Origin of the sequence: Mesorhizobium sp. M0048 (assembly GCF_040323405.1) — a bacterium.
GTDB lineage: Bacteria > Pseudomonadota > Alphaproteobacteria > Rhizobiales > Rhizobiaceae > Mesorhizobium.
Genome location: NZ_JAMYUV010000009.1, coordinates 48,685 through 65,743, shown reverse-complemented (window position 1 = coordinate 65,743; position 17,059 = coordinate 48,685). Strand labels below are relative to the sequence as shown.

At 64.2% G+C, this 17,059-nt stretch carries 16 protein-coding genes; 11 read left to right on the top strand and 5 right to left on the bottom strand.

What is annotated here, in order from left to right:
• Window positions 1–22: 22 nt before the first annotated feature.
• The 4 genes from NKJ84_RS12025 (at window position 23) to NKJ84_RS12010 (ending at window position 4,430) form a co-directional block, all read left to right on the top strand.
• A complete protein-coding gene (locus NKJ84_RS12025) occupies window positions 23–643 on the top strand; it encodes a ribonuclease D (RefSeq protein WP_023675237.1) in 621 nt (206 codons plus the stop codon).
• A gap of 43 nt (window positions 644–686) precedes the next feature.
• On the top strand, window positions 687–938 hold the full coding sequence (locus NKJ84_RS12020; RefSeq protein WP_352468327.1) for a hypothetical protein: 252 nt from the start codon (window positions 687–689) through the stop codon (window positions 936–938).
• Window positions 939–1,363: 425 nt separating this feature from the next.
• Window positions 1,364–3,616 carry a transglycosylase domain-containing protein gene (locus NKJ84_RS12015; protein WP_352506619.1) on the top strand — a complete coding sequence of 751 codons (2,253 nt, stop codon included), beginning with the start codon at window positions 1,364–1,366 and terminating at the stop codon, window positions 3,614–3,616.
• Between the two features lie 61 nt (window positions 3,617–3,677).
• Complete coding sequence (locus NKJ84_RS12010; protein ID WP_254816795.1) at window positions 3,678–4,430, top strand: SDR family NAD(P)-dependent oxidoreductase; 753 nt, start codon at window positions 3,678–3,680, stop codon at window positions 4,428–4,430.
• Between the two features lie 177 nt (window positions 4,431–4,607).
• Here NKJ84_RS12010 and NKJ84_RS12005 read toward each other — a convergent pair whose 3' ends face one another.
• Window positions 4,608–5,057, bottom strand: a complete 450-nt coding sequence (locus NKJ84_RS12005) for a baeRF12 domain-containing protein (protein ID WP_352506618.1) — start codon at window positions 5,055–5,057, stop codon at window positions 4,608–4,610.
• A 435-nt stretch (window positions 5,058–5,492) separates the two neighbouring features.
• On the opposite strand from NKJ84_RS12005, the gene cysG reads away from it, so the two are divergent.
• The 6 genes from cysG to NKJ84_RS11975 all read left to right on the top strand — a co-directional run bounded on the left by cysG (window position 5,493) and on the right by NKJ84_RS11975 (window position 11,222).
• Complete coding sequence (gene cysG / locus NKJ84_RS12000; RefSeq protein WP_352506617.1) at window positions 5,493–6,944, top strand: siroheme synthase CysG; 1,452 nt, start codon at window positions 5,493–5,495, stop codon at window positions 6,942–6,944.
• Complete coding sequence (locus NKJ84_RS11995) at window positions 6,941–7,246, top strand: DUF2849 domain-containing protein (protein WP_352506616.1); 306 nt, start codon at window positions 6,941–6,943, stop codon at window positions 7,244–7,246. The genes cysG and NKJ84_RS11995 overlap by 4 nt, the downstream gene beginning before the upstream one ends.
• Before the next feature lie 73 nt (window positions 7,247–7,319).
• On the top strand, window positions 7,320–8,990 hold the full coding sequence (locus NKJ84_RS11990; RefSeq protein WP_352506615.1) for a nitrite/sulfite reductase: 1,671 nt from the start codon (window positions 7,320–7,322) through the stop codon (window positions 8,988–8,990).
• Complete coding sequence (locus NKJ84_RS11985) at window positions 8,965–9,729, top strand: phosphoadenylyl-sulfate reductase (protein ID WP_352506614.1); 765 nt, start codon at window positions 8,965–8,967, stop codon at window positions 9,727–9,729. The genes NKJ84_RS11990 and NKJ84_RS11985 overlap by 26 nt, the downstream gene beginning before the upstream one ends.
• Window positions 9,730–9,938: 209 nt before the next feature.
• Window positions 9,939–10,475: a DUF934 domain-containing protein gene (locus NKJ84_RS11980; protein WP_254816801.1), complete on the top strand. Its 537-nt coding sequence runs from the start codon at window positions 9,939–9,941 to the stop codon at window positions 10,473–10,475.
• 126 nt (window positions 10,476–10,601) lie between these two features.
• A complete protein-coding gene (locus tag NKJ84_RS11975; protein ID WP_352506613.1) occupies window positions 10,602–11,222 on the top strand; it encodes a DJ-1/PfpI family protein in 621 nt (206 codons plus the stop codon).
• Window positions 11,223–11,349: 127 nt separating this feature from the next.
• Here NKJ84_RS11975 and NKJ84_RS11970 read toward each other — a convergent pair whose 3' ends face one another.
• Window positions 11,350–12,372 carry a fatty acid desaturase gene (locus NKJ84_RS11970; protein WP_254816802.1) on the bottom strand — a complete coding sequence of 341 codons (1,023 nt, stop codon included), beginning with the start codon at window positions 12,370–12,372 and terminating at the stop codon, window positions 11,350–11,352.
• Between the two features lie 125 nt (window positions 12,373–12,497).
• The gene (locus NKJ84_RS11965) at window positions 12,498–12,698 is read right to left on the bottom strand and encodes a hypothetical protein (RefSeq protein ID WP_254816803.1); all 201 of its coding nucleotides are present in this window, start codon (window positions 12,696–12,698) and stop codon (window positions 12,498–12,500) included.
• A 240-nt stretch (window positions 12,699–12,938) separates the two neighbouring features.
• On the opposite strand from NKJ84_RS11965, the gene grpE reads away from it, so the two are divergent.
• A complete protein-coding gene (gene grpE / locus NKJ84_RS11960; protein ID WP_352506612.1) occupies window positions 12,939–13,574 on the top strand; it encodes a nucleotide exchange factor GrpE in 636 nt (211 codons plus the stop codon).
• Between the two features lie 107 nt (window positions 13,575–13,681).
• Here grpE and olsB read toward each other — a convergent pair whose 3' ends face one another.
• On the bottom strand, window positions 13,682–14,557 hold the full coding sequence (gene olsB / locus NKJ84_RS11955) for a l-ornithine N(alpha)-acyltransferase (RefSeq protein WP_023675251.1): 876 nt from the start codon (window positions 14,555–14,557) through the stop codon (window positions 13,682–13,684).
• Between the two features lie 149 nt (window positions 14,558–14,706).
• Window positions 14,707–16,995: a hybrid sensor histidine kinase/response regulator gene (locus NKJ84_RS11950; RefSeq protein ID WP_352506611.1), complete on the bottom strand. Its 2,289-nt coding sequence runs from the start codon at window positions 16,993–16,995 to the stop codon at window positions 14,707–14,709.
• Between the last annotated feature and the right edge of the window lie 64 nt (window positions 16,996–17,059).

The window sequence follows — 17,059 nt, the reverse complement described above, 5'->3', positions numbered from 1 at the left end:
GGGGCCGCGACCGGAGAAGACGATGAGCGACATACGTTTCCACAAAAACGATCTGCCCGGCCTGCTGCATTACGATGTCGGGGCGGTCGCCATCGACACCGAGACGCTAGGGCTGAACCCGCATCGCGACCGGCTCTGCGTCGTGCAGATCTCGCCGGGTGACGGCTCGGCCGACGTCATCCAGATTGCGCCCGGCCAGAAGAAGGCGCCGAACCTCGTCAGCCTGCTCAAGAACCGCAGCATCACCAAGCTTTTTCATTACGGCCGCTTCGATCTCGCCGTGCTCTACAACGCCTTCGGCGTCATGCCGGAGCCGGTGTTCTGCACCAAAATCGCGTCGCGGCTGACGCGCACCTACACCGACCGGCACGGGTTGAAGGACATCTGCTTCGAGCTTCTCGGGGTCGGCCTGTCGAAGGCGCAGCAATCATCCGACTGGGCAGCCGAGACGCTGTCGCCTGAGCAGCTCGAATATGCCGCCTCCGACGTGCTCTACCTGCACCGGCTGCGCGACGTACTGAGCGCGCGTCTGGCACGCGACAACCGGACCAGGGAGGCCGATGCCTGCTTCCGCTTCCTGCCGACGCGTGCGAAACTCGACCTGATGGGCTGGGATGAAGAGGACATCTTCGCCCACAGCTAATGGCCTTCTGGCACTTTAACGCCGTCGGCCGGGAGGAATTGAAATGGCTGCGCGAAAACCAATCGAGACGGCACCCAAGGACGGTTCCAAGATCACGGTCTACTGGCAGGACAGCGACGGCGTGATGAACGAGAGCATCGCGCAATACCGTTCGCTCGACCGGCTGAAGGCGGCCGGCGGCGACTGGGACGAAAGCGATGCCGGCTGGTGGGCCTATACGGACGGCCATACGCAAAGGAAGATCGAGCCAATCAGCTGGCGGCCGGCCTCCGACGACCCGGACGCGGACGACTGAGGGTTGTCGCAACGGTCGAACTCGGCGCTGCCCCTCAACCCCTGCCGGGACCTTCTCCCCGTGAGAACGGCGAGAAGGGGCTTGGCCGCAACGCCGGCGATCTCCCCTCGCACCGTCTTTCACGAGGAGAGGGTAAGGGTGAGGGGCAGCGCAACCGAACGACTATTGTGCGGCAACGCGTATTTTGTTCTTGCTTTGTGCCGGCAACTATGCTACTAATGTCGCTATGGTGCTCATTGGCTCCAACAATCCGCCCGCCGAGGCGGGTTTTTTCATTTCCGGCTTTGGCGCTGTCGCGGGCCGCGCCTGCTCCGCAAACGGTTGAATACACTTTACTTCGATTTTTCCCGACTTAACCCGCCCTTAAATCGCCGCATCTAGTCTTCAACCCCAACGCCATAAGCATCGGGAAGACAGCACAGCGCATGGCGAACCGGAAAGACAACCGCATCGAGCCCAGCTTCGAGGCATCGCCGGGGGCGAGATCCTCGGCCGGTTTTTCGGTGAGCGAGGAGGACCGCGTCGTGCCGAGCAACCGTAAAGCCGCTGCAAAGCGCAAATCGACCAAGGCCAAGCCGTCTCGTGGCGGGCGCGGCAAAAGCCGGCGCGGCGTGTTCGGCGTGCTTGGCCGGCTGTTCTACTGGTGCTTCGTGCTGGCCATCTGGGGCGGCATCGCCACTGCCGGCATCGTCGTCTATTACGGCGCGAAAATGCCGGCGGCCACCACCTGGGCCATTCCCGATCGCGCCCCCAACATCAAGATCGTCTCGGTCGACGGCCAGCTGCTTGGCAATCGCGGCATGAGCGGCGGCGAGGCCGTCGGCCTGCACGAAATGTCGCCCTATATTCCCGAGGCCGTCATCGCTATCGAAGACCGCCGCTTCTATTCGCATTTCGGCATCGACCCGATCGGCCTTTCCCGGGCCATGGTGACCAATGTGCTGGGCGGGCATTTTTCGCAGGGCGGCTCGACGCTGACCCAGCAGCTGGCCAAGAACCTGTTCCTGACGCCGGACCGCACGCTGGAACGCAAGGTGCAGGAAGTGCTCTTGGCGCTGTGGCTGGAGCACAAGCATACGAAGGACCAGATTCTCGAAATGTATCTCAACCGGGTCTATTTCGGCTCCGGCGCCTATGGCGTCGAAGCGGCCTCGCGCCGCTATTTCGGTAAGAGCGCGCGTGACGTCACGCTGTCGGAGGCCGCCCTTCTCGCCGGCCTGCTCAAGGCGCCGTCGCGGCTGTCGCCGGCGCGCGATCCAAAGGCGGCCGAGCAGCGCGCGCAGCTGGTGCTCGCCGCGATGCGCGACGAGGGCAAGATCAGCGCCAAGGAGCAGACCACGGCAATGAGCGCGCCGGCGACACGCGCGCCGTCCTACTGGACCGGCTCGGAAAACTACGTCGCCGATACGATCATGGAAGAACTGCCCGATCTGATCGGCGACGTGCGCCGCGATATCGTCGTCGACACGACCGTCGATCTGACGCTGCAGAAGCTCGCCGAGCAATCGATCCGCCGGCTGATCGACCAGAGCGGCAAAAAACTCAATGTCAGCCAAGGCGCGCTGGTGTCGATCGACAATTCCGGCGCGGTGCGCGCGATGGTCGGCGGTTACGACTATTCGACCAGCCAGTTCGACCGCGCCTCGGAAGCGCGCCGGCAGCCGGGCTCGGCGTTCAAGCCGTTCGTCTATATGGCGGCGCTGGAATCCGGCCGCACGCCCGACAGCGTGCGCAACGACGCGCCGATCAAGATCGGCAACTGGACGCCCGACAATTACGGCGGCAAATATTTTGGCAAGGTGACGTTGGCGACGGCGCTGGCAAAATCACTGAACTCGGTGGCCGCGCAGCTAACCATGGAAGTCGGGCCGAATGCGGTGGTCGAGGCGGCGCACCGCATGGGCATCCAGTCCGAGCTGACGGCCAACACCTCGATCGCGCTGGGCACCTCCGAAGTGACGCCGCTGGAACTGACCTCGGCCTATGTTCCCTTCGCCAATGGCGGTTACAAGCCGGACATCCATTTCATCCGCCGGGTCACGACGAGTGACGGCAAGGTGCTCTACGAAAACAATGGCGGCGGTGCGCCGCGCGTCGTCAAGCCCGATGTCGTCGGTATGATGAACTCGATGATGACCGGCACGGTCGAGATCGGCACTGCCAGGAAGGCGGCGTTCGCCTGGCCGGCGGCCGGCAAGACCGGCACCAGCCAGAATTCGCGCGACGCCTGGTTCATCGGCTATACAGCCAATTTGACCACCGGCGTCTGGTTCGGCAATGATGACGGCAGCGCGATGAAAAAGGTCACCGGCGGCGCGCTGCCGGCGCAGGCCTGGCACGAGTTCATGGTCGCCGCGCATGAGGGCGTGCCGGTGCGGCCGCTGCCTGGAACCTGGAAATCGACGCCACCCGACACCATCGTCCCGGACGACATACCGTCCGACACGGCGCCGCCGGGGCCGGTCGCTTCCGTCGGCCAATCGGCGCCATCTACAGCAGCGACCCAGCCGGTTTCGCGTCCCGTGCGTCCTGCCGAGACGGTCGATGCCGGCGGCCTGGCCATGCCGGGCGTCGACAGCGCCACCGGATCGATCAAGCACCCGGTGCCGCCCGGCGACGTCGGCGGCCCGGTCAAGAAGCGGCAGACCTCGATATTGGATATTCTGACGGGCGGCTGAGGCTGATCCCCCTCGCAACCGCGACCGTGTTCCGCTACATGTCCGCCTGGAGACAAGCGACATGGCTGAACTCGACACCAGAAAGACGATCGTGCTGACCGGCGCCAGCCGCGGCATCGGCCATGCCACGGTCAAGCGCTTTTCACGCGAAGGCTGGCGCGTCATCACCTGCTCGCGCCAGGCCTTTGCCGAGGACTGCCCGTGGCCGGCCGGCCCGGAAGACCATATCAAGGTCGATCTCGCCGACCAGGAGGATGTCGGCATCGCCATCTCCGAGATTCGCCACCGCCTGGAAGCACATGGCGGCCAGCTGCATGCGCTGGTCAACAATGCCGGCATCTCGCCGAAGCTCAAGGACGGCAACAGCCGCATGAACTCGATCGACACGCCGATGCATGTCTGGCGCGACGTCTTCCAGGTGAATTTCTTCGCCCCGATCATGCTGGCGCGCGGTCTGTTCAAGGAGCTGGCTTCGGCCAAGGGCTCGATCGTCAACGTCACCTCGATCGCCGGCACCCGCGTGCATCCTTTCGCCGGCACCGCCTATGCGACATCGAAGGCGGCGCTCGGCTCGCTGACGCGCGAAATGGCGCATGATTTCGGCCCGCACGGCATCCGCGTCAATGCGATTGCGCCGGGCGAGATCGATACGGCGATCCTGTCGCCGGGCACGGAAAAAATCGTCGAGACGATCCCGCTGAGGCGGCTGGGCACCACGGCGGAAGTTGCCGACATCATTTTCTTCCTGTGCTCGCAGCAGGCGTCCTACGTGACCGGCTCGGAAATTCACATCAACGGCGGCCAGCACGTTTGAGCGGCTGAGTTTTGTCAATCGTCGGCGCTGCCCCTCATTCCCTGCCGGGACCTTCTCCCCGTGAAGAACGGGGAGAAGGGGGATCCCCAGCGCTGGCGACCCCCTCTCCCCATCCTTGACGGGAGGACCTGCTCCAGCCTGGGATTAATAAGGAAATTGCACGCCGCCGATGCCCGATCAGCTCGCCTGCAGCAGGCTCTCGATATCGGATATGCTGTGGTTGGTCAGCGTCTTTGGAATTTCGGCCGTTAACTTGTCGGTGACCTCCTTGTGCAGTTTCCTGCGCATGTCGCCCAGCACCGGCGGCGGCGCGATCAGCACGATCTCCTTGAATGTGCCGCGATGGGCGAGCTTGTAGAGCCTGTCGGCAATCTCTTCGGCAAAACGCTCCTTGCCGAGACGGTGCCAGTCGGTGTCCTCGACCGCACTGCGGTGGATTGAAGGGCCGTCGCTGTAGCGGCCGGGGCGGTCCGTGCCTTGTTCTCGGGTTGCCGGATTTTCCTGTTCCATCTCGTGCACGACTTGAAGGTCGGGATATTGGACGTCTCCACGGTTCTCGAGGAACAGCGCCTTTTCGCCATCTGCCACCACGATCCACAGTCCGCGTTTCAGTCTGACGTTGCTCATGGGGCGCTCCTTTTTGATTTTCGAACCCACCGCCGGGCCTTTGCCGCAGGGGTGTGACCGGCCCGGGTCCATAGGGCAAACGCGTACCGAGGCGGGAATGTTCCGGCACTCGGACCCGGTGCTCCGACAGGGTCGGCGAGAGCGCGGGCTGCCGTCGATCGCTCGGTCAGCATCCGGCGGCTTAATCTACTAAATTGATAGAATTTAGAAAAATCTGGTTTGTGGTTAGCTCCTCCGGCCGCTAAAAAGGCAGCGGATCAAGGGCTGCAACAGCAGCTTCAATCTGCTCCGCATTTGAATGTGGAATATTTTTCTCTTGGCCTTCATGCTTGCAGAAAAGAGATTGCCTGCTACGAAGCGATGCGCGAGTGGGTGCCTTCTGGTTTTTCGCGCCCCCGCGTAGAACTGACAAAAGGTTCCAGGATTCCGCTCGTCATGCCGCAAGCCACGCCCAAGCTCAATGCCTTTCCCGTCTTCATGCGGGTCGAGGGCGAAGCCGTAGCCATCGTCGGCGGCGCAGAGGAAGCGCTGGCCAAGGCGCGGCTGCTCGCGCAGTCGAGCGCTGAGCTGCGCATCGTCAGCGATGAAACAAGCCCGGAGCTGCTGGCCTTTATCGCCGAGACGGGGGCCGCCCACATCGCCGACGCCTATGATGCGGCACATCTCAATGGTGCGGTGATGGTGTTTGCCGCCAGCGGCGACGAGGCGCTCGATCGCCGCGTTGCCGGGGATGCGCGCCGGCTGGGCATTCCGGTCAATGCCGTCGACCGGCCGGAGCTATGCGATTTCTTCACGCCGGCACTGGTCAACCGCGCGCCGGTCGCCATTGCCATCGGCACGGAAGGTGCCGGCCCGGTGCTGGCGCAGATGCTGCGCAGCCGCATCGACCGCATGCTGGCGCCCTCGCTCGGGCCGCTCGCGGCGCTCGCCGCTTCGTTTCGCGACACCGCCGAAAGACTGCTGCCGAAGGGCAATGCCCGCCGCCGCTTCTGGAGCGATTTCTTTGGCGGCGCGCCGGCCCGAGCTGTCGAGGCAGGCGAGCTTTCGCAGGCGCATGATGCGGCCGTCGGCCTGCTGCTTTCGACAGAACCGGCATCGGGCCATATCGCGCTTGTAGGTGCCGGTCCCGGCGCCGAGGACCTTTTGACGCTGCGCGCCCATCGCCTGCTGATGGAAGCCGACGTGATCGTCCATGACGCGCTGGTGCCGGAGGCGATCGTCGCCATGGGCCGCCGCGATGCCGAGCGCCTGCCGGTCGGCAAGCGCAAGGGCTGCCATTCCAAGAGCCAGGCCGAAATCAATGCGCTGCTGGTCGAGCTTGGCCACGCCGGCAAGCGCGTCGTGCGGCTGAAGTCCGGCGACCCGCTGGTGTTCGGCCGGGCCGGCGAGGAGATGGCGGCACTTCGCGATGCCGGCGTCGCCTACGAAGTGGTTCCGGGCGTCACCGCGGCCTTCGCCGCCGCCGCCGATTTCGAACTGCCGCTGACGCTGCGCGGCGTGTCGTCGTCGATGGTGTTCACCACCGGCCACGACCTCAAGGGAAATTCGCTGCCCGACTGGGCAAAGCTCGCCATTTCCGGCGCGACGGTCGCCGTCTATATGGGGCGCTCGGTCGCCGCCGAGGTCGCCGGCCGGCTGATCGAAGCCGGCCTGTCGCCGGATACCGCCGTCGCCGTGGTCGAGAATGCCAGCCTTGCCAACCGCCGCCGTTTCCACGGCACGCTCGCCGACCTGCCGTCGCTGGAGGCGCGCGCCGACCTCAGCGGCCCGGTGATGACAATCATCGGCGACGCCGTCGCCGGCGCCAATTTCGAACGGTCCGAGCCGCTGGCGGCACACAGGCAGGAAAGCGTGGCCCGTGCTGCCGCGCAAGGAGTGAACCAATGAAAGTCCTGACCGCGAACCGCCTCGCCGACGGCATAGCCGTCTGGTACGCCAATGGCGGCTGGGCCGAGACCATCGACCATGCCGACATCGCCCATGACAAGGCGGCCGAGGACCGGCTGGAGGCGATCGGCGCCAAGGCCTCCGCCAACAACGAAGTGGTCGACGTCAACCTGATAGACGTGACCGTGGCCAACGGCACGGTCGAAGCGGTCCGGCTGCGTGAAAAGATCCGTGCCGCCGGCCCGACCACCCGTCACGATCTGGGCAAGCAGGCCCGTCCGCAAGCCGCCCACGCGGCATAGATGACACAAGCATGGTCCCGATCATGCTCGAACGAAGAAAATAACGGGCGGACGCGCCCGGAAAGACCTGAATATGTACCGTTACGATGAGTTCGACCACGATTTCGTCAAGGCCCGCGTCGCCGAGTTCAGCGACCAGGTCGCGCGGCGCCTTGCCGGCGAGATCACCGAGGACCAGTTCCGGCCGCTGCGGCTGATGAACGGCGTCTATCTGCAGCTGCATGCCTACATGCTGCGCATCGCGGTGCCCTATGGCACGCTGAACAGCAAGCAGCTGCGCATGCTCGGCCACATCGCCCGCAAATACGACAAGGGTTACGGCCATTTCACGACGCGCCAGAACATCCAGTTCAACTGGCCGGCGCTGTCGGACATTCCGGCGATCCTGGCGGATCTGGCAAGCGTCGAGATGCACGCCATCCAGACCAGCGGCAACTGCATTCGCAACGTCACCGCCGACCACTTCGCCGGCGCCGCCGCTGACGAGGTTGCCGATCCGCGCCCCTATGCCGAAATCCTGCGGCAATGGTCCTCGGTGCATCCGGAGTTCTCGTTCCTGCCGCGAAAATTCAAGATCGCGGTGACCGGCGCCGAGCGCGACCGCGCCGCCATTCAGACGCACGACATCGGCCTGCACCTGAAGAAGAACGCCGCCGGCGAGCTCGGTTTCGCCGTCTATGTCGGCGGCGGTCAGGGCCGCACGCCGATGGTCGCCAAGAAGATCCGCGACTTCCTGCCCGAAGCGGATCTGTTGTCCTACTGCACGGCGATCCTGCGCGTTTACAACCTCTATGGCCGGCGCGACAACAAGTTCAAGGCGCGCATCAAGATCCTGGTCCATGAGACCGGCGTCGAGGAGATCACCCGCCAGGTCGAGGCCGAATGGCAGGCGTTGAAGGACGCCGAGCTGAGGCTGCCGGAAGAAGACATCCGCGCCATCGACGCCTATTTCGCGCCGCCTCCGCTTGTCGATCGGCCGGAAGGCGACGAGGCGGTCAAGCTTGCCCGCCTCGACTCCAAGAGCTTTTCCGAATGGCTGGACCAGAATGTGGTCACCCATCGCCATCCCGACTACGCGGCGGTGACCATCTCGCTCAAGGGCATCGGCGAGACGCCGGGCGATGCCTCCGACAGCCAGATGGAAGCGGTCGCCGACATTGCCGAAAAATATTCATTCGACGAGCTGCGCGTCAGCCACGAGCAGAACCTGATCCTGCCGCATGTCGCGCGGGCCGACCTCAAGGCGGTCTATGACGCGCTTGTCGATATCGGGCTGGCGACGGCCAATTCGAACCTGATCAGCGACATCATCTCCTGCCCCGGCCTCGATTATTGCGCGCTGGCGACGGCGCGCTCGATTCCCGTGGCGCAGGAAATCTCGCGGCGCTTCGCCTCACTGGAGCGCCAGCGCGAGATCGGCGAATTGAAGCTGAAGATTTCCGGCTGCATCAATGCATGCGGCCATCACCATGTCGGCCATATCGGCATCCTCGGGGTCGAGAAGAAAGGCGCCGAGCTCTACCAGGTGACGCTCGGCGGCTCGGCCGACGAGAACACCTCGGTCGGCGAGATCATCGGCCGCGGCTTCAGTTCGGAAGAGATCACCGATGCCATCGAGCAGATCGTCGAGACCTATCTCGGGCTTCGGCTGGACAGAAACGAAAGATTCATCGACGCCTACCGCCGTGTCGGTCCTGCGCCGTTCAAGGAGGCGCTCTATGCTGGCGAAGCCAAGGCCGCTTGACCGTATTGTCGACGTCGAGGCCGGCATCGCCGCCCAAGCGGCGGGTCTCGACGCGCTCTACGGCCATCTGAAGCCGCTGGAGATCATCGAGCGGTCAACCCGGGAATTCTTTCACGGCGAAATCGCCGCCGTCTCGTCCTTCGGCGCGGATTCGGCGGTGCTGCTGCACATGATCGCCGAGATCGACCGCACGCTGCCGGTGATCTTTCTCGACACCGGCAAGCATTTCGAGGAGACGCTCGGCTATCGTGACGCGCTGGCCGCCGATTTCGGGCTGACCGATATCCGGGTGATCAGGCCCGACGATGCGGCGCTGGCAAGGATCGACCCGACCGGCAATCTGAACGAGACCGACACCGACGCCTGCTGCGACGTGCGCAAGGTCGAGCCGCTGGCGCGCGGCGTCGAGCCGTTCCGCGCCTGGTTCACCGGCCGCAAGCGCTTCCAGGCGGCGACCCGGGCAGCGCTCCCGGTGTTCGAGGCGGTCGGCTCGCGCATCCGCATAAATCCGCTGGCGCACTGGACGACATCGGACCAGGCCGGCTACATGCGCGCGCATGCGCTGCGTGAAAACCCGCTGGTCGCCTATGGCTATCTGTCGATCGGCTGCTTCCCATGCACGCAGCCGGTGCAACCGGGCGACGACGCGCGCAGCGGCCGCTGGGCCGGGCACGCCAAGACCGAATGCGGCATCCACTTGTCGGGTTTGGAAAGGTCGCTGACTGACGCCTCACTTTAGGGCATATTGATATTCAGCCGGCCTGCAAATGGCGGCTTCCTGCGCTTCCGGTGCTCGCGTACCAAAGAGTACGCTCCGCTCCGGTTTTCGGAAGCAACGCAGTTTGGTCGCTTCGCGCCCGCCTTCGGCTCCGGCTCGGCCTGACCTGAATCTCAACGCACCCTGAGGTGCTTCGCACTTTAGACTCTTTGGACTTGGGAATTTTCTTGATGAGCGACTTGATAGCCGAAAACGGCACGCGGCTGTGGACACCGGATGGGTTCCGCGAGGACGAGTGGGTTCATGCCGAAAGCGCCGAGGCGCTGGTCGGCAATGGCCGTTTCATCCTGCCGTTGCAGGCGTTTCTCGGCCTCGATCCGGAGGTGCGGCGGTCGGCGAAGGAACGCATCGGCGTGCTGCTGCAGCCCGGCGACCAGCTCGACAAGATCGCCGGCCTGCTCGACCAGCTGTCGTTGGTGGCGCTGGCCTTTCCGGCGTTCAATGACGGCCGCTCGTTCTCCAAGGGCGAATTGCTGCGCAGCCGTTACCACTTCACCGGCGCCATGCGCGCCACCGGGCAGGTGCTTATCGACCAGCTGCCGCATATGCTGCGCCTCGGCTTCGACGAATTCGAGATCTCGCACCCGGTGCTGCTGAAGCGGCTCGAGCAAGGCCGCACAGGCGGACTGCCGCTGTTCTATCAGCCGGCGGTGAAGCCGGAGCCCAAAGGCCCGAAATATTCCTGGCGGCGGGTGCGCCCCGGCTGATCTGCTCCAGAGGGCCAGAAGCCTGTCTGGTCGGACCACATTCCCGATTCAGCCTTTTTGCGCCTCTCCGCCTTAGGATAGGCCCATTATTTCGTGATCCGAATAAATGTGGCCACAAGGGAGGATATGGCTGGCAAGAAGATATTGATGCTCGTTGGCGAGTTCAGCGAGGAGTACGAGATTTTCGTCTTTGAACAGGCCATGCATGCGGTCGGCCACACCGTCCATGTCGTTTGCCCCGACAAGAAGGCGGGCGATATCCTGAAGACCTCGCTGCACGACTTCGAGGGCCACCAGACCTATACGGAAAAGCTCGGCCACGACTACATCCTCAACAAGACGTTTTCCGAGGTCAATCCCGCCGACTACGATGCCGTCCACGCGGCGGGCGGGCGCGGGCCGGAATATATCCGCATCGACAAACGCGTGCAGGCGCTGGTGCGGCATTTCCATGAGACGGGAAAGCCGATCTTCACCATCTGCCACGGCGTGCAGATCCTGATCGCAGTCGACGGCGTGGTGCGCGGCCGCGAAGTCGCGGCACTGCAATATTGCGAGCCGGAAGTCACGCTGGCCGGCGGCATCTATATCGATGTTGCGCCGACCGGCGCCCATGTCGACGGCAATCTGGTGTCGGCCAAGGGCTGGCCGGGCCTTGCCGCGTTCATGCGCGAATGCCTGAAAGTGCTGGCCACCGAGATCCGCCAAGGCGAGATCCTGATGCGCGACCAACGCCAGGCGGCTTAAGCTCGGAATTTGGAGCCTGCCGCACCCCTAACGCATGTCGCGCAAAAGTGTGTTCAGCGGTTTTGCGATAAAGAGCGCGTCGCATGAGGCTGGTCGAGCGCGACGCGCCTTAGGTGCGGCGGTGCGCCTACACGGCCATCCGCGCTTCGCGGAACGATACCAGCTTGCTGCGGGTCTCGTCCCACAGCGCCAGCTTGACGCAGCGCAGGCTGTCGAGGAGCGTGACGCGGCCGATCTCACGCAATTCCGGATAGTCCCTCAGCACTTCCGGAAGCCGGTAGCACGGCACCTTGGCCGAAAGGTGGTGCACGTGGTGGACGCCGATATTGCCGGTGATCCAGTTCAGCACCGGCGGCAGGTCGTAATAGGACGAACCGTGCAGGGCAGCGTGCTGGAATTCCCACTCTGAGTCCTTTGTCCACTCCGTCTCCTCGAACTGATGCTGGACATAGAACAGCCAGATGCCGGCCGATCCGGCGAGGATGACGATCGGCAGATGCACGACCAGAAACGCGCCGGGGCCAACGAACCAGATAAGCAGCGCGGCGATGACGGCGATGGCGAGGTTGGTCGACATCGACGACACCCAGGGGGTGAAACCGCCCCGCATCATGCCCAAGGGCAGTCTCTGCTCGAACATGAAAATCCATATCGGGCCAAGGCCGAACATCACCAGCGGATGGCGATAGAGGCGATAGGCGAGCCGGCCTCGCCACGACAGTTGCCGGTATTCAGCGACGGTCAGTGTCTTGATGTCGCCGGTGCCGCGCTCGTCGAGATTGCCTGCGCTGGCGTGATGGGTTGCGTGGGCGCGGCGCCAGCAATCGTAGGGCGTCAGCGTTAGCACGCCAAGCACACGGCCGATCCAGTCGTCGGCATAGCGATTGGCAAAGAAGGAGCCGTGACCGCAATCGTGCTGGATCATGAAGATCCGCACCAGAAAGCCGGCGGCCGGAAGGATGAGGACCAGACCCCACCAATGGCCATAGGCATAGGCGGCCGAGGACAATGCCCACAGCGTGGCGAAAGGGATGAGGGTGATGGCGAGTTCGACGGCGCTGCGACGCCTGTCGGGCTTTTTATAGCGCGACAGGATTTTCAACCAGGCGCGCTTGCTGTTTGCCACAGCTTCGGGGGAAATCATGTTCATCATGAAACATAGGCGGAGCAGGGCGCTGCCGCAAGACGGAGATCACGCAAAGTTACTGCGGGTAAATGTCGCGCGATGCGACGAATCCCGGCCACAGTCGCCGGGCGCGTCGCCGGCAACGGCGCCTACCGACGGCGCCCGCCTGCGACCATGTTGGTTTCGATGCCATCCAGGCGGTCGAGCAATTTCTTCAGGCGGTCGGGAATATCCGTCTCCGTGCGGAATGCCGGCAGGGTGCGCAGGAAGCGCTTGGTGGTCTCATTGCCGAGCTGGCGCCGGATATCGACGGCGAGCGCGTCGTGCTTTTCGCCATTGGTGCGGGACATCTTCCAAAATCCTGTGTCGGCTTCGAAACTCTTCCACAGGAGGAATGGTTCCCGCATTGTAGTAGCCTGGCAAGCAAAGCCGTCGGATACGGTAAAGTTTGAATTAAAATCGAAAAGTCTCCGCTGTTCGCCCTCAAGCCGTGGCCAGCGGCTGCAGTATCGCTTGCCCCTTGATTTTTGGCCGCCAAACCTCGATATCGGGCGCAAATCCACACCATTCGAAAATGACGGGAAACGGCGATGAGCGACCAGGCAAAAGACGAACGCGCGCCCGATGAAGCCGAGAAGACCGAGGCTGCCGCGGAGCCAAGGGAAGGCGGCGTCGACAGCGACTATGAAGCGCTTGTGCGGCTTCTGAAGGAAAACGAAGAGCTGAAGGATCGCGCGCTGCGCGTCGCGGCCGACATGGAGAATTTGCGCCGCCGCACCGCCCGCGACGTGCACGATGCGCGCGCCTATGCGGTTGCCAACTTTGCCCGCGACATGCTTTCGGTGTCAGACAATCTGCGCCGCGCTCTGGATGCCATCCCGGAGGAGGCCAAGGCTTCGGACGATGCCGGTTTCAAGGCGCTGATCGACGGCGTCGAGATCACCGAGCGCGCCATGCTGTCGGCGCTTGAACGTCACGGCGTGAAGAAGCTTGAGCCCGAGGGCGAGAAATTCGATCCGAATTTCCACCAGGCGATGTTCGAGGTGCCCAATCCCGACGTACCGGCCAACACAGTCGTGCAGGTCGTGCAGCCCGGCTATTCGATCGGCGAGCGTGTGCTGCGGCCGGCCATGGTCGGCGTCGCCAAGGGCGGCCCCAAGCATGTGGCGAGCGAAGCGCCGGTGGAGCCGGGGCCGGTGAATGAGCAAGCTGAGAAGGATGCGTAAGTTAGGAGAGTAGGGGAATAGGCAGTACGGGAGTAGGGAATACCGCTACGTCGGGTAAAATAGAGCAGAGCACTTGCCTACTCCGGCCGTTGCCTTCTCTCCCCTACTCAGGCCGCAAACCGCTGCGCTTCTCCGCCATAATAATTGACGTAGCGGGCACCGATCTCCTTGACCGGCATCACCACGAACACGTCGACGGTCGAGAATTCACGGTCGATGACGCAGCCGTCGCCGATGCGCGCGCCGACGCGCAGATAGCCCTTGACCAGCGGCGGCATCGCGGCGATCGCCGCCTTGGTGTTGACGGCCTCGATCGGCATCAGGTCCATGGAACAATAGCGCCCGGCGACGGCGCGCACGTCCCAGGATGAATTCGTCCGGCAGTGGTGGGCAAGATAGGTCAACGCCTCGGCATGTGCCGCCGGCACGGTGCCGTGGAACGACGCGCAGCCGGTCATCACGCCGATGCCGTAATGGTTGATATAGGCCCAGATGCCTTGCCACAGCGCCTCGATGGTGCGCTTCGAGCGGTATTCCGGCAGAACGCAGGAGCGGCCGAGCTCGAGGAACCGCTGGCCGGGATGCCGCGCGATCAGCTTGGTCAGCTCGAATTCGCCTTCGGAATAGAAGCCGCCGGCCGCTGCGGCAATCTCCTGCCGCAGCAGGCGGTAGGTGCCGACGATGCGGCGATGCTCGGGGCCGGAAAGCGAAGTATCGAACACAAGCAGATGATCGCAGAGGGGATCGAAGCGATCGGCATCGCGGCGGTCCTGCATCTGGAACAGGTCCTTCCTGGCACCAAGCTCGTCGTAGAACACCCGGTAGCGCACTTCCTGCGCGGCAGCGATCTCGGCCTCGTTGCGGGCGAGCCGCACTTCGAGATTGCCGATGCGGCCGAGCGATGCGCCTTTTATGACGGCATCGGCGTTCCGGCCGACGAGCAAAGGCCCGCTGGCGTTCGGCCGAGCATCACATTCCGGCATGACTGTATGCACGAGTGATTCTCCTTCGAGCCATCCCTCTTGGCACGGGGATACGGTGTAGGTGCAACAGGATTGTGACAGTACCGTGATACGGCTCTGCGGGCAATACTTCGTCGGCTGGGTAATCTATCAACCGTCTATGTTGTGCCTCAGGCGGCCACTTGCCCCTCGACGGCATGAACCAGGGCATCGGGGTCGAGCGGCTTGGTGACGAAGCCGCTGGCACCGTGAGCGAGCACGGCGTGGCGGGTCTTTTCCTGGCTGTCGGCCGACAGCACCATGATCGGCACCGGCGGCACCGCGGTCTCCTCCTCATGGCGGCGGATGGCGGCGATGGCGTCCAGGCCGTCCATGACAGGCATGTGCAAGTCCATCAGCACCACGTCGTAGCGGTGCTTGTGGCCGGTGCTGATGACCGCCTCGACCGCGGCCTTGCCGTTGCCGACCACTTTCACGCGATGCCCGGCCTTCAGCAGCGTGGCGCGGGCCAGCATGGCATTGATGTCGTTGTCCTCGGCGATCAGCACCGACAGGCCCTGCTGGCGGGCGCCAATGGCATGCCCCGCCTGCGCGCCGCGCCTTTGCAGTTGCGGCTCGGCGATGACCGGCGCGTGGCTGGTCAAAAGCACGCGCAGCAGTGTCTCGCCGCGCACCGGCCTCGCCAGGAAGGTGGCGTAACCATTGGCACGGAATTCGCCAAGCATGCCGCGGTCGGTCGGCGCGATCAGCGTCACTGCCTCGCACTCGGCAAATCCGCTCTGGCGCAGGCGCCTGAGCAGCCTGCCGTCGCTTTGCTCCATGGCAGCATCGATCAGCAGCACGTCACAGCCCTCGGCGAAAGCGGTGGCCTGGGCGGCGGCGGTGGCCAGATCGACCGTGCCGCCATTGGCGCGAATGGTGCGGGCGATGGCTTCGGCCTCGACCGGGTTCTTCGACACGATCACCGCATGCCGGCCCGACAGCGGGTTCTCGCGGATCTGCGGCGCCTCGACGGCGGAAATAGCGGGAATCTCGAAGACGAATTCAGATCCCTGGCCAAGGCGGCTCGACACAGAGATGGTGCCGCCCATGGCGGTCACCAGGCGCTTGGAAATGGCAAGACCGAGGCCGGCACCGCCATGCGCACGGGTCGAGGTGCCGTCAGCCTGTTCAAAGTCCTCGAAGATACGCTCCATGTCCTCCTCGCGCAGACCGGGGCCGGTGTCGGTGATGGTGAAGCGGATGCGGTCGGTGATTTCGGTGCGGACGCGGGCGATGCTTGCCAGGACGCCGCCGCTGTCGGTGAACTTGACGGCGTTGCCGATGAGGTTGAGCAGCACCTGCCTGACCCTGCCGGGGTCGGCGGTGATCAGCTGCGGCACGTCGGGTTCGACATGACAGCCGAGGCCGATATCCTTGGCAAAAGCCCGCGCCGCCAAAAGCTCGACGACATTGTCGGCGATCTCACGCACCGACATCGGCTGCGGTTCGGGATCGAAGCGGCCGGCCTCGATCTTGGAGTAGTCGAGCAGGTCCTCGATTAGCGCCAGCAGCGCGCTGGCCGAGGTCGAGATGGCGCCGACATAGGTCCGCTGCTCGGGCGAAAGGCTGGTGTCGGCGAGAAGCCGGGCCATGCCCATGATGCCGTTCATCGGCGTGCGGATCTCGTGGCTGACGGTAGCGAGGAAACGCGATTTGGCCTGGCTCGCATATTCGGCCCGCTCGCGGGCGGTGATCAGCGAGGATTCGGCGCGCTTGCGGGCGGTGATGTCGCGGGCGATGGCGCGATGCGAAACGGCGCCGCTGTCCTTGTCGCGCACCGACAGCTCGATCCAAGAGAACCAGCGTGGACCGTCCGGCGTGCGAATGGCGACGTCGGTGGAACTCAGGCATTCATGGTCGGAAAAGGCGGCGTCGGGGACGATGCCGACATCGATGCCTAGTTCGGCCAGGGCCTTGCCGGCAAGCTCGCGCTGGTCGGTTTCGACAAGGTCGGCGAAAACCTTGTTGGCGTAGACAATGTGGCCGTCGCGGTCGCGGTGGACGACGAGATCGCCGAGTGCATCGATCAGACCGCGAAAGCGCTCCTCGCTCTCCTGCATCTCCCACATGCGGTCGGCCAGCGTCTCGATTTCGGCGCGGCTGCGGGCGGTGGTGGCATCGAGCAGGGCCACTGCGCGGCGCTCGGTGCGCCTGTTGCGCAGATGCATGGCGAGCCCGGCCATGGCTGTCGCCAAAAGGCCGATGGTGATGAAGATCGGCGCTCCGGTCAAATGCGACAGGCCCGCCAGCACGACGATGGCGACCAGCGTCAGGAAGGACAGGCCTTCGCGGTTGGCGTCGGGCAATTCCGGCGCCAGCGGTGGCGCGGCGACAAGCTGCCGTGCTGGCGTATCGGGGGCCGTCCCGTCGGCCCGTTCGGCTGGTTCCGCCGCTCTGATGCCGGGTTCCGCAATCATACGGAACTCCTGCCAGACAGAGCTTATCGAAGGTTGTGATTGATCGTTCGAATTTTAGCGGTCG